General features: G+C 48.4%; 12 protein-coding genes and 1 pseudogene. 3 read left to right on the top strand and 10 right to left on the bottom strand.

Annotated elements, in window-relative coordinates:
- Window positions 1–436: 436 nt before the first annotated feature.
- The 7 genes and pseudogenes from TALK_RS22440 to TALK_RS22125 all read right to left on the bottom strand — a co-directional run.
- Window positions 437–1,252, bottom strand: a pseudogene (locus tag TALK_RS22440) (recombinase family protein); the annotation flags it as partial.
- Window positions 1,245–1,625: a hypothetical protein gene (locus TALK_RS13520; RefSeq protein WP_085619673.1), complete on the bottom strand. Its 381-nt coding sequence runs from the start codon at window positions 1,623–1,625 to the stop codon at window positions 1,245–1,247. The pseudogene TALK_RS22440 and the gene TALK_RS13520, both read right to left, overlap by 8 nt.
- A 130-nt stretch (window positions 1,626–1,755) precedes the next feature.
- Window positions 1,756–2,070: a hypothetical protein gene (locus TALK_RS13515; protein ID WP_211274825.1), complete on the bottom strand. Its 315-nt coding sequence runs from the start codon at window positions 2,068–2,070 to the stop codon at window positions 1,756–1,758.
- Window positions 2,071–2,086: 16 nt separating this feature from the next.
- Entirely contained in the window at window positions 2,087–2,389 is a 303-nt protein-coding gene (locus TALK_RS13510; RefSeq protein ID WP_085619672.1) for a hypothetical protein, read from the bottom strand.
- Window positions 2,386–3,993: a type IV secretory system conjugative DNA transfer family protein gene (locus tag TALK_RS13505; RefSeq protein WP_085619671.1), complete on the bottom strand. Its 1,608-nt coding sequence runs from the start codon at window positions 3,991–3,993 to the stop codon at window positions 2,386–2,388. Before TALK_RS13505 ends, TALK_RS13510 begins: the two co-directional genes overlap by 4 nt.
- A 3-nt stretch (window positions 3,994–3,996) precedes the next feature.
- Window positions 3,997–4,320 carry a hypothetical protein gene (locus TALK_RS13500; protein WP_085619670.1) on the bottom strand — a complete coding sequence of 108 codons (324 nt, stop codon included), beginning with the start codon at window positions 4,318–4,320 and terminating at the stop codon, window positions 3,997–3,999.
- 62 nt (window positions 4,321–4,382) lie between these two features.
- Window positions 4,383–4,523 carry a hypothetical protein gene (locus TALK_RS22125; RefSeq protein WP_169715038.1) on the bottom strand — a complete coding sequence of 47 codons (141 nt, stop codon included), beginning with the start codon at window positions 4,521–4,523 and terminating at the stop codon, window positions 4,383–4,385.
- 53 nt (window positions 4,524–4,576) lie between these two features.
- Here TALK_RS22125 and TALK_RS13495 point away from each other — a divergent pair, with 53 nt between their 5' ends.
- Window positions 4,577–6,148, top strand: coding sequence for an ankyrin repeat domain-containing protein (locus TALK_RS13495; protein WP_085619669.1), 1,572 nt, complete (start codon window positions 4,577–4,579; stop codon window positions 6,146–6,148).
- Window positions 6,149–6,155: 7 nt separating this feature from the next.
- On the opposite strand, the gene TALK_RS13490 is transcribed toward TALK_RS13495, so the two are convergent.
- The gene (locus tag TALK_RS13490) at window positions 6,156–8,684 is read right to left on the bottom strand and encodes a CHAT domain-containing protein (RefSeq protein ID WP_169715037.1); all 2,529 of its coding nucleotides are present in this window, start codon (window positions 8,682–8,684) and stop codon (window positions 6,156–6,158) included.
- A 582-nt stretch (window positions 8,685–9,266) separates the two neighbouring features.
- Complete coding sequence (locus TALK_RS13480; protein ID WP_085619666.1) at window positions 9,267–9,848, bottom strand: hypothetical protein; 582 nt, start codon at window positions 9,846–9,848, stop codon at window positions 9,267–9,269.
- A gap of 330 nt (window positions 9,849–10,178) precedes the next feature.
- On the opposite strand from TALK_RS13480, the gene TALK_RS13475 reads away from it, so the two are divergent.
- Window positions 10,179–11,192 carry a hypothetical protein gene (locus TALK_RS13475; RefSeq protein ID WP_169715036.1) on the top strand — a complete coding sequence of 338 codons (1,014 nt, stop codon included), beginning with the start codon at window positions 10,179–10,181 and terminating at the stop codon, window positions 11,190–11,192.
- A 3-nt stretch (window positions 11,193–11,195) separates the two neighbouring features.
- On the opposite strand, the gene TALK_RS13470 is transcribed toward TALK_RS13475, so the two are convergent.
- Window positions 11,196–11,897, bottom strand: coding sequence for a hypothetical protein (locus TALK_RS13470; RefSeq protein ID WP_139833832.1), 702 nt, complete (start codon window positions 11,895–11,897; stop codon window positions 11,196–11,198).
- Window positions 11,898–12,079: 182 nt separating this feature from the next.
- Between TALK_RS13470 and TALK_RS13465 the strand changes: the two genes are divergently transcribed.
- Window positions 12,080–12,539, top strand: a 460-nt coding sequence (locus tag TALK_RS13465) for a recombinase family protein (protein ID WP_139833831.1), incomplete at its 3' end; no start/stop codon positions are given.

The raw sequence follows: 12,539 nt of genomic DNA, 5'->3' as shown, positions 1-12,539 counted from the left end.
TTTCTATGCGATCCTCAAAGGCTTTCAAGGCACGAGAATTAGAAACCTCCATCATCCGGTCAACCACCTTGCCGATTTCGACTTCCAATTCGTGCGCTTTATTGCTGTAAGTTTTAGCTGCCTCCGACAACCCCGCAGCCTGAGCTTCCCATGCCTTGGTAAACATTACCTTTGCCATACCAAGAAATTGGCGCGTTGGTTGGAGAGATTTGAGCAGTTCTTCGAACCGCCCATGCAGTTTCGCCACAGGGATCGTCTTTCCACGCTCGGAACAACCTAGGTGATGACAGAAATAATAAGGATATTTCTTGTATTTGCCTGTGCTCCATCCGCCCGTCAGAGCATAGCCGCAGCACGCGCAGGAAATCGCGCCACCGCGCAATGGAAAATCCTCACTCATATTCTTGCGTGCAGGCATCACAGGCCGTCCCTTGAGGCGGTCTTGAATGCGCCAGAAGCTTTCCTTGCTGACAATACCCTCATGTTTGGCCTCTCGCATGGAGATACCCCAGCTGGGCATGGCGACATAGCCACCGTAGAGGATTTGCGTGAGCATTCGCTTGACCGTCATCTGGCGAATACGGCCATCGGGTAAATCTTTTGGAAAATGAGGTTCGGATTCAAGATAGCGAATGATTTCCGACTGAGAGGCAAAACGTCCTGATGCGAAACCTTCGAGGGCTTCACGGACGATGGAAGCAACAGGCTCATCATGCACCAGAACCTTACCGCCTCCTTTCGCGGAAACGTATTTGAGACCGACAGGCGGCACCGAGCGTATGGCGTAACCCTGCTCAAGTCTCGCCATGGCCTTTTGCTTGTTCTGGCGTCCCATTTGTTCGCGCTCAAGCTCTCCGGCGGCGGCAGAGATGATCTCGTTGAATTTGCCTTCCGGCGTATCCTCGAAATTGAAGTTGAGACATTCACGCACTGCGCCGCGCTCGCTCATGATGCGGCGAAGCTTGAGGTGGAATTCGACATCCCGTGCATAGCGTTTGAGGTCGTCGAAAATCACAACGAAGTGCTCGGAAGAACGCGCATCCATATAGGCGAGAAGCGCCACCATGCCGGGGCGTTTTATGAAATCACCACCGCCTGAGACATCGTCGGGAAACACGGCTTCGACCGTGTATCCCTTGGCCTCGGCATATTGGCGACAGCGGTATTCCTGACTGTCGAGGCCGGAACCGTCCTTTGTTTGCTTTTTGCCCGATACACGGCAATAAATCAGGGCTTTTTGCGACTTATCCATCACTGACTCCTTCCCCGTCCGAGAGAGGTTCTACTCCGCTCAGACGCACAAATTTTTCAATCAAATTGCTATGAGAAGAGTTTACCACAGCCGCCGCTGCCAAAGGTGATTGCATGCTGGAAGGGGTACGTTTTCCACAGTCTTCTTGCGCTTTCTGGATGGGATGAACACCAAACCCCAGCGCAACAAACTCGCAGATGATGTTCCAAACCAGTGCGATGTATTCAGCCTTTTCCTCGTCCGTCCAATCCGTTTCTTCAAGGAAGTGCATGAACTCTACCGCATCGAATTCGACCGAATTACGTTTAGGAACAAGAGGCTTCATGTTCCCGGTCTTGGTGTTGAATTCGGCCTTATGCTTTTGCGGAGCCATGGGGCACCTCCTTCTGTTCAAGTGTTAATCTTCGTTACTCGCCCCCTTTCCTTGTGACCGAACGAAACAAAGAAGGAATATTATCCTATTTTGCTTCATGGCTCCATGGGGTCATACGAGCGTATGCGCCCTATCGGCCACGCGTTTTCTGCTCATCAAGTGGACGTTCTTGGCGGGCTTGGTCAAAGGCGGCGCGGCGCTCGTCCCGGTCGAGAATGCGTGATTTATTGTAGGCCTGGCGCGCAAGTTCCGAGACCTTCAAAAGATCGGTTCCCGTAAAGCTATTTGTATCGCGCGGATTACCCTCTCCGTCCTCATAGGTGCGAGCGAAAGCGGTGGAGTGGAATGTGCCGTTATCGCCCTCGTTACGCCAGATAGATGCTTTAACACTACCGTCCCGAAGCGTCGCTTCGGGACGTTTCGCATTGTCTTTTTCTTGCGTCATGATTTTGTTCCTTTTCTCAGCGGTTAAAATCCCGATTTAGAACACGGACGCGCCCGCCGCTTTCGGGATCGGTACGTTCGCGGATGAAGGCAGCGCGGCGTTGTTCGCGCTCCCACGCGGCATTGAAAACTGCGCCATCAGAGCCGAAGGAGAGAGCGGGCGATGGATGCAAGGTCGGTTTTGGTTGCTCCTTTGCAATCATCTCCGAGTTGCGCGGCTCTATCACCTCGGCGTCCGCACGCTTCACTTCGTTGAAACTTTGGCGCGGCGAAATTGCCTCGATTGGCGTGGTTGATATCGACTTGGCAAAGTTGGTCATCCGATGCGGCTCCATGTTCCGTCTCGATATTGCGGGTAGTGCGCGAAAAAGCGTGGCACGGGCTCTGTGATCACAGGTCGCCACGCTGCGCCGCGCGGGGTCATGATTTGCACATGAGTATCCGGCGGAAAGAAAGGGTTCGGGTGATAGCGCCCGGCCATAAATGGCAATTCATAATAGGGAAAGCGATCCGCCAAAATGGGATGAGCAAGCTGATCGGCAAAGATAATCTGCTTGCCGGGCGGAAGACCGAGAACCTCGTCCTGTGTCATCAAAGCGCGCTGTTTGAGAGCAGGAATGTTGCTAATCCGTGTCTGATGCTGCGCATCAAAGGCGGCTTTGAACGGGTCTTGCCCCGCAAACATAGATTGCACGGCCTTACGCTTGGCATGGCGAGCGGTCTCACGGCGCTGTTCGTCGACATAGCGCAGGGTTTCGTGCCCCATACGCCGCGACAGTGCGATAGCGGTGCCATCATCGCGAATGCCGAACCAGTTTTGCAGCGCTGCCGAGGCAGGAATGATCTTTTCAGCACCGGGCGCAAGCGCCTTCATTTGTTCGGTGCTTTGCCAGAACCCCCAAGGCCGAATACCAAGCCCTGCATCGCGGGTAAACAGTTTCAGCGCCAAGGGAAACGAGCCCAAATTACCAATTTCATCCAGCACCCATGTCTGACGCGGCGCGGCGGGCGCACGCGCCTTGTAGGTGCGTGCATTAACGAAGAAGGATTTGAGGACAGGCGCCCACGCTTCAACCATGTCGCCGGGCGGCATGAGGTAAAATTGATAGGTCTGATCACTCTCGCACATCTGCGCCATGGAGGCTGTAAAAGGCGGTGAGACAGAAGCCATCAAATCAGGGTCGGACAGGCAGGAAAAGGCACGGGTAATCTCTCCGATGATACCTTTGAAACCGCCGGAACTATCATCGCGCGCCGAGGCTATTTCCTCTTCGATGCGCCGGACGAACTCAATTCTGGTTTCCTGCATTTCAAATGCAATATCGAGCCACACATCGCCGCCGATCACCAACTGATTGATTGCGCGGTAGAGAGCCGGATAGGTCAGGACACCATCGCGCAGAGTGAGCGTTATCGAAAGCGCTTCGACAATCTCCTTGCCGCGCCCCTCAAAGAACCGCCCCTGCGGGCTGCCACTTTCCGGCAGTGCGTTCTCAACGAACACTTTGGTGTCGGAAATCAACGTCGGGCTGTCTTTACGAATATGGTCGAGCGGATTTATCGTATCGCCCTGAATGCCGTGCAGTCCTTGCGGGTTCCAATAAAGGCAGAACTTACGGTCGGGCGTTTGATCGCGCGTCACGGCGGCAATCTCGCCCTTCACATCCAAAACCAGCATCGAAGGGCTATGGATGCCCCAGCAGCAATTCTGAACTATGAGTCCGGCTCCTTTGCCGCTTCTAGGCCCTGCGAAACAGGCTGCTCCACCCATGTCGGAATACCAAAGCGCGCGGCCTTGGAAAAACCCGACCAGCAGCGAATGCGGCTGACGGTCAAACAAACCCGCCCGCGCGATCTCCCCCGGCTCAGCCCACCGAGCCGAGCCGAAGGGCTGATCTGAATGATACCCGAACGATGCACTCATAACTTACACCGCAAGACTGGCGAAGCGCAGTGCGCCAAAGGTGACAATAGCCGTGATCGCATACCAAAGTGTCATACGGCTAATTGCGAAGATCACGAGACTTGTCAGTAAGAAACTGGCGGCATACATGAAACTCGCCAATTCCCGCCAGCCATAGGCCTCATAGACCAGCCGTTCGATGAACGGACCAACATAGTGAAACACATATGGCGTTCCAAGAACGGCTGCGAGCAACGCAAGGCAAATGCACAGCAAGTTCTGCCCCGGCGGGCCACCGTTGTTGCTGCCGCTGTGTGCGTTTGATGGATTGGAGTATTGTGAATTCATTGCAGAGTTCTCCCGTAAAAAGAAGAACCCCCAACGGATTATCCGCCGGGGGCTTATCGGGCTCAGTCGAAGAGCGCGGCGAGAATACTGATCACCACGGCGCCGATGAAGATAGCGCCAAAAACCGCATCCCAGTCGACTACCTTCTTGTAACGCTGACAGCGGACCGAGGAGTCACTAACAAGCTTCTTTTTCGTAAACATGGTCTCTTCCTTCCATTGATTTTTCGACAACACCTTCGTCTAAAGAGAGTTTCGTGCCTTTCTTCGCGGCTTCCCTTTCGGGTAAGAAGGACAACAAACTTCACAACGGACGCCGTGGGTTGACGGTCAGACAATGGCAGAAGAAAAATCCAAGATTCCGAACTTATAACGTTTATAATTTCGGGAAGACGATTGATCCCAAATTCAACTTTTGGCCTAACTTTATAGGAAGACAGATGGAAGAAATTTTTTCAGAACTTCAGGCCACCCTGATACGAGAACGTCTAATATTCTTGTACTCGGCACAATTTAATCGCACATCTGTTCGAGATTTACTGACAGATATCGTGTACTCGGATGCAACGTCATATGATGAAGATTGCCTAGATAACGATAGTATCGAGGAAGGTGACGAGTATGATAAATTTTCTACCTTAAAGAATGACACACTTCAGAATTTTCTTTGCCGCAAGACCCGTCGACCGAGAAACGAATTCTTGCACGAAATTTTTCTATACCTAAAGGAGAACAAATGGATCAACGATGGTGAAATTGACATGCTTGCTAATAATGATGTTTCAAAATTTCCGTTTTCTGTTTGCGCTAAAAGTGACCGGAATCAAGCTCCATTAATCATTCCGGGCGGTGATTTTTTCTTCGATAAAAAGTCTGATAATTTCCATGAAGTTCAATCCCTGTTAACCGCGCGGGTCATTCGTCAGAACCATATGGTCAGCCGCCGTAGAGTCATCATATTTGAACGAAAAGAGTCTGAAATTGCCGACGCATTTTATCTTCGCTGTCGACAAGGTAGCGGTGAAACTGACCTTACATATAATGGTTTGATTTTTTCCTTGAGTTTGAGCACGGCACTAATTCTTGAGACAGCCGATGGCGATACGTTTCCAACCTCTCAGGTTCAAAACAAGGGAGATGGAGATGCGATATATTTGCGTGATCCTCACAACGGAGAAATTAAGGCATACAACAGTTTCGAGAAATTGAGCAATAAATTGCAAAAACATATGTACTTGCGTATAATAAAATCAAATGGGAATTTCCTTTTTTCAAATATTGATAAAAAAATAAATAAACAAAACTATTTTAAAGACTACATAATGCTTGAAAATGATAATAATTTACTAAAATACGCGCAAGATGATGATGTCAACGGTATTATTAGAGCCCTACTTAATGGTGCAGATATTAATGCGTTTGACAGCAATAGTGGCTATACTGCCATGCATTGGGTGGCTCACAATTGCTCTGATGAAGCCTTTGCTGTTTTGACAATGAGGCCGGAAGAGTACGAATTCATTCGTAATGTATTTTTGCGTGACTTGTCGAAAGAGTTTGGTGACATAGATGCGATGATGGATCAACTATGTGAGATTGCATCTCAACGAGATGCTTTGCTCAAAGACAGTGATGGATACCTTCCATCCGGTCGAATAGGAGCCTTAAACATTTCGAGAAGCGACCCTGAAAACTTAGCAAAGAAAGCATTTTGGGATCGCTTGATGAGTGTTGAGTTCAAGGCGGCACAAGAGCGAGGCCAAAGCTTTTTCGATATCGTTGGGACTGGTGGGCAGCCACACTTCCCAAACCTTGAGTTTGATAACTAGCAGCCCCCTATCTAATATAGATTGAGAAACTCGCCCATGCTGCAGGCATAGAAAAATCTTCGTACCCCCCATCTCCGCAAAGCAACTTTTCAACGTTGTCATTTGAACCGGTTGCAGTGCTAATTGCCTCAATCGGAATGCACGTTGCACGTTTCGCGCCTCGCATCTGCCGCTGTATGTTGGTTAAATGAGTTGCATGTTGCTTGGCTGTTTCAAGCTCCATATTGAAGATTGGCTTAATCGTACTTTCAGCACATTCAATGGTAACCGGCCATGCGGAACCTATAACGGCAGATGCACCAGCCCACAGGAGCCCGGCTGCAAGGTTTCTTGCCTCGTCTCCTTGAAACAGAGCGTCTGCTACAGTGCTTTCGCAAGCGCCAAGCATAACAACAGGAGCGCGCAAGAGGTCAAGATTGCGTATATCAGACAGAGATAAAATGTCACCTGCTGTTAACTCCAAGCCAGAAGCTTCAGGAGTATTCTTATCGAATTGAGCATGGCAAAAGAAAGTCGCTGATGCGGATACTCTTAACTGCTTTACGACCTCCAATTTTGTTGCCTCTTTGCCACTCAAAACCAAACAGTTTGGAAAATTGCCTGACTTGAGTCTGATGTCACCGCTCGGATTTATGATGGCAAGGCGATGATCATTCTTCCGGTGGTTAGGGCGGTCGACCATCTCCGCTGGCAAGTACATATTATGAAGAACGGAATCTGAAACGGTCACAAGCCAGTTGTCATTCAAACACCACCACGCACCTTTTTCGTTTTTGATCCCGCACGCATGCAACGGCAAGTTCATAAGCGGTGCGGAGCTAACGATATGCACATGAGAGTTCTGCAAAATCCCGATTTCCAACAGAGCTTCATGGATAGCTTTGCCAATATTATGCCACAGCCACGAAAGTGCGTGTGCAACCATTTCATTCCAATCAGCCCAAGCCGAACTCTTTGCTTCAATCAACAAGGACGAGGCTTCACAGCGAAATTTGTCATAAGCGTAAATCCAGCCACTCTCACTATTCATAAATTCATCGAGCACTTGCCTCGTAAAATTGGGAAGCCGCACGAGATAAACCGAACCTTTGCGAGAAGTGTTGTCCAATATATGAAGCGCGGTGCCATTCGTCGCGACGTCTACAAAAATATTCACCCGGTTTTGGCACTCTTGGTTGATGGAAAATTTTGAAATATCAAACAAATCCGTCTCACCTTTCCGATGAACGAACTTCTCACGACCAAACTTCCAAGTAAGTGAGCGCGAGGCTTCCACAAGTTCAATACCAGAATATTTTTGCGGTTTGGCTTTATCGTCAGAAGCAATTTGTAGAGCAGCAAATGCAGCTTCACTGCCTAGTTTCTGCACGTTGGTAACGTGATGCTGAAAATCTTCAAGATCACGATTAATTCCGATAGACTGTCTCACATTCTCGAAAACTCGACTGGCTACAGCAACAACGCCTTCCCAATTTTCCCTTTTTACATAGATGTTCGATAAGAGGACGCCAGTCTCAAGGAACGTATGGTTTTTCTGGTACCGACCGCTTACATACATTCGATGAGCAATACTAATCATCCTTTCGATTGATGCATCATACCCTAAAGGCATATCCGCGCTTAGTTCACGATACTCAACCGCTTTCAAGCACCAAAGTAAGTGCTCAAGATCAATCTCAAACAAGTCAACACCATCTTCTCCACGGGCAGGAATACCTGTAAGATCAATTAAACTGTACAATCCCTTAGATATAAGCGGCCAGTCATCTCTGACTATTCCGATCTCTATCTGTGCCAATGATCGGTTGATTACACCCTGTCTACGCGCGACAGTTGATAGTTTGGAGGTTTTTTGAAGCCAGTTTTTCTCGATTGTTTCAATATCTTCTTGGATATCAACAACCAAGTCATCGTGCTTGATCGTCGAATCGAACCTAAGCCTGTGAAAATTCACCACAAGTCGAGCTGAATGCCCGAACCAAGAAAACTGTGCGTGGTCGAAAAAATCCATCTTCTTCTTTTTTTCAGCCACGAGTTTGAGAAATTTATTTGTCGACTTTAGAATCAAATTTACGTCGATCCCTAGCGAGGGCTTATTAGGTTTCTTAGCTTCAACCTCTAGTATGCACTGATAGATCCGGATACGGAAAAATAGCAGGTTCAGAAAAAGAATTAGATCGTTTTGGATGGTCTCTTTTTGGTCGTGCATAAGCTGATCAAGCTCATTAATGGCATTGAGGCATTCTCGTTGAAGCTCAAGATCATCAAAAATCCCCGCCGCAAAGGTGATAGAAGCTTTTTGAAACGCTAAAAAATGCACATAGAGGCCTTTGTCATTTAGGCTATTAAATGACTCTGCTTCTTGTTTGATTTTCTCATTAATATCACTCCACATATTTTTTGATTTTGCTTCTGCCTTGGCATACGAAAGTTCTGATAAACTTTCGGCGTAGGCTATCATCCGCACGCTTGCTTGGGTGATTTGAGCAGTTTTCTTGTATTTATTTTTGATCCCATTAGTCAGCTGAGAAAACATTTTTGCCTTCATCAAATGATACGTGAGGAGCGGATACTGCGAAATAGTCTTTAGTGATTCTGTTTCACAGTATCCTATATACTTCTATAATTGAAATTATCGGATCAATTTTATCGGTTTGCGAAATTCAAAAACCTAAGTGTGTTCTTATGGCGCGACCGCGTGGCACAAGGCCTAACGCCGAGAACCGTCGCGGCGTCATCCGCCCCCAAGCCATCAAATACCATTCAGTCAAGCACGTCATAATCCTCCCGCTTAAGGCGGCGGAACGGGCTCTATGCTGTGCTGGGGATCAGGGGCGAACGGAATGTCGGGAAACTCACACTGTTCCGCCTGCGCCTAGCCCATACGCAAGTGGTCGGCGAAGCCTGCGAGGCCACGCGCCGACTTCGAGACGACACGCCGGATTTTACGGACGAAAGCCCGCGCACTGTGCGAATGCTCCATGCTCAAATCATCCGCAGCCTTGAGCAACAGCCACTCACACGCCGCATGCCGGAGCTAAATCCGGCGCTTGCGCCCTTTGAGGATTTGACGTTTTTGGAATAAGGAGGGTAAGAAAACCACCATGAACGGTGGTCGCTATTCCGCCGGGCCGAGCACGCCGATATCGGTCAGTTTGGATAGATGGATCAAGCGCTTCATCGTATCTCTCATATCGAACGGCGTGAGCGCGAGATAGGGATCATGACCGGGCAATATCCCGGAAAGTATCTCCATAGAGGTCGCGCCGCCCTTTGAAAACTCCAATGAATCCAAGCACACCGATATGCGGTGGTCGTGGCTTTGCGTAATATCTATTCGAAAATCCGGGCGATTGAGTTTCAGGGAAAGGCTCACAAGGCGCTTCACTTGTGCATTTCCGATTTTTTTGAATATGAAATCCCGAAGGGGGTAGCATATAAATATTCGCGCTAAAAAACGGAGGTTTTTCGCCCGCTCCGATGGTTTTTGTTTCAGCACGACCTTTAAAAGAGATTTGAAACCGCCGTAATTCTCCAAGGCTTCGGTACCAAGCGAAACGTTTGATGAACCATCTTGATCCGGCTTCTGCTTTGTTGCGGTACTCGCGCTACCTTTCCAGAAACGCATGGGCGATTCAACATTGCCCGCGCCACTGCTTTTTATAATTCTTCCGTTTTGAATATCTACGACATTATCCATATGCGCCCCCATAAGCTCAATTATTTAATAATGAAGTAAAAACCTTAATAAATGGCGAATACTATCCAGTAACATTAATAGAAAACCGTAACCATCTGTAAGTATTTCGAGTTTGTCTTAAATGATACGTAAAGTTCACGATGTTTTATATCATTTATTGTATTATTTGTTGGTATGAAAATAAAAGAATACAGAGAAACAAGAATAATCATTTTACACAAAGTTAATGCTGTTGATGTATTATGTAAATAAATATAAGGGGTAAAGGTCGAAGTCTAAACGAACAGTTCTTATGTGTGTTACAGGCAATCGGTTCTTTGAACAGGGCAAATGAGTATATCGGAAGAATTCAAACATCATGCAGGAGAAACGTATTCGGCGGAGCCCACAGGTATGGATATTGGCGCAGCGTCCGAAAGCGTACTGCACGGTGATATCATATTTGCTGAAACGGATGAGAATAACGCTCGTACCGATCTGAGCCCGCAGGAACTCCGCGATTTCGCGCTCAAGCTTGGAAAGATTGAGGATAACGATGAGATGTTGGCCGCTGCGGCGGGGCTACTGCCCTCCCGCATAATGTCCGGTTATTTTGCGCATTTAGACGACCGTTTGAGACAGACACGCCAAGACAGCGCTAAAGCGCGTGCCAATGCACATTATATGGCGCTGCTACAGACGCAATTGGATGGTTTGGAAGCCGACATCAAGATACTGAATAATGAAATCAACGACATTTTGCAGCGCTCTTTGTCGCAGGAGAATATGGACTATCTTGCGAACATCAGAGACCCAGAAAGAAAGGCGCAGGAAGAGATGCGCTTAATGCGCAAAGGGTTGGAGAGCGGAAAGATAACGCAAGAGACGTTCAATGAATTTGAAGAATTCTGGGACACCCGAACAACTAAAATGGCCAATCATAACTATGTTGAAAATATAATGAAGAACGGCTCAGCGGAGGAGCGTCACACTATCGCTAGCACCGCAGATATCAATGCTGTTCGTGAAGGGCGAGCGGTACTTGAGGACATAGAAAAACAAGAAGTTGAAGATACTTTAGAGCACAGAGATGATACAGGAAATGCCGTCCAGCAAAACGACAACACAAGTAATTTTGGTTTGTCAGGACTAAGTTTTGATGATGCATTTGGAGCGCCGTCTGGTTCTTTCTCTACAGCCCACGGTTTGGGTGAGGATAACCCTTTACGTGGTAACGCCCCGCCCATGCGGCTGGAATTTGAAACAGCCTCCGCGCAAACAGACATCGTTAAGCCCGATGCTAAGGTAGAGCTTTCTACCGAACAGGATTTAAGTGCGGTGACGCCTGCTAATAATTTAGGGTGATGGCTATTGCGGTTGCGTGTTCAGGGCAACCGTTTCCGGTAACCATGCGCCCCGATGATGCGCGAGCACCTGCGAAAGCTCTGTTTTAAGGTTGCCCACATTGACTGTGAAATCGTACCCCTTCACATAGAAGGTCAGGTCGGTCGCGGTGCCGCGTGACTGATTAATGCGATACTCAACCGGAATGTCACGACTGGCAAAAGCGCCTTTCAGCCAGTCGCCTAAATCCTGTCCTTGTTCAATTGTTGTGTCGGCCTGCAAATTAATAAAAATGCCTATGCCACGTGAATTAGGGTCTCTGGAATACGCGGCCATGTCATCCCGCCCCTGAACTGCGTCCAAGCCGCGTTCGCCGGGGGTGGTTGCTTGTTCATTAGTGATCGTCTCTGACGTTGCGGCCTTGGCCTCACCTGCCTCGGCGGCTTGGTCAAGCGGTAAAGAAGCCAGAGCAATACCGCCAGCTCCGGCCATCATGCTGCGTAAAACATTGCGGCGGGACATCCCGTTATCCGGCTGGCTTTCTTTTCCAAATATGTTTTTTAAAACCTTCATTGTCTTTTCGATTAAATAATCGACTCTCAAATGCATTAAATATGCGTATTTTATACGCCATTTAGACAGATTTGTCCAGTTTTTTGAAACATTGCTTAAATAATAGACTCTTGTATTGAAATTATATATTGATTCTGTGTTGTTTAATTTCATAGACATAATTGATGATTATTGTCTAAAATAGATATTGGTATGGGATTGTATAATTACAACTTGAAAAATAGCAGATTATCGCCGATCCTAGCGTTCGGCCTTTTGCCAAATTGGCTCTCACAGCGATATTTCGGGCGCGAGACAAAAAGGATCGTTTTTGTCCCGCTTAAGCGAGGTGAGATATGAGTGCTTGGTCTCTGATAAACTGTCCTGGCCGTAAAATCGGCTATGCCCGCGTCAGCACCAAAGACCAAAAGCTACGCATGCAGCGCGATGCGTTGGAGGCTGCGGGATGTGACGCAACATTCGAGGATCACGGCGTCTCTGGCGCAAAGGGCTCACGCCCCGGCCTTGATGCGATGCTAGAGGGGCTCTCCTCCGGCGATAGTGTCGTGGTATTCAAGCTGGATCGGCTGGGACGCTCTGTCCTGCATTTGGCTGATTTATTGGTGAGATTTGAGCACGAAGGCGTGCATTTCGTCTCCCTTTCCGAAGGGATCAACACGACCACGCCGGGCGGCAAGCTCGTCTTCCATATTTTCAGCGCCATGGCCGAATTCCAACGCGAAATCATCATCGAGAATACCTGTGCTGGAATTGATGCCGCAAAGCAGCGCGGTGTGACTTTGGGGCGGCCAAGGG

This window comes from Thalassospira alkalitolerans, from assembly GCF_002115745.1.
GTDB lineage: Bacteria > Pseudomonadota > Alphaproteobacteria > Rhodospirillales > Thalassospiraceae > Thalassospira > Thalassospira alkalitolerans.
This window is presented reverse-complemented; position numbering and strand designations above follow the sequence as displayed.

Coding starts and splice junctions, on each gene's coding strand:
- TALK_RS13520 (WP_085619673.1), bottom strand. CDS start 1,625: ATGGCTCCGCAAAAGCATAAGGCCGAATTCAACACCAAGACCGGGAAC.
- TALK_RS13515 (WP_211274825.1), bottom strand. CDS start 2,070: ATGACGCAAGAAAAAGACAATGCGAAACGTCCCGAAGCGACGCTTCGG.
- TALK_RS13510 (WP_085619672.1), bottom strand. CDS start 2,389: ATGACCAACTTTGCCAAGTCGATATCAACCACGCCAATCGAGGCAATT.
- TALK_RS13505 (WP_085619671.1), bottom strand. CDS start 3,993: ATGAGTGCATCGTTCGGGTATCATTCAGATCAGCCCTTCGGCTCGGCT.
- TALK_RS13500 (WP_085619670.1), bottom strand. CDS start 4,320: ATGAATTCACAATACTCCAATCCATCAAACGCACACAGCGGCAGCAAC.
- TALK_RS22125 (WP_169715038.1), bottom strand. CDS start 4,523: ATGTTTACGAAAAAGAAGCTTGTTAGTGACTCCTCGGTCCGCTGTCAG.
- TALK_RS13490 (WP_169715037.1), bottom strand. CDS start 8,684: ATGTTTTCTCAGCTGACTAATGGGATCAAAAATAAATACAAGAAAACT.
- TALK_RS13480 (WP_085619666.1), bottom strand. CDS start 9,848: ATGGATAATGTCGTAGATATTCAAAACGGAAGAATTATAAAAAGCAGT.
- TALK_RS13475 (WP_169715036.1), top strand. CDS start 10,179: ATGAGTATATCGGAAGAATTCAAACATCATGCAGGAGAAACGTATTCG.
- TALK_RS13470 (WP_139833832.1), bottom strand. CDS start 11,897: ATGAAATTAAACAACACAGAATCAATATATAATTTCAATACAAGAGTC.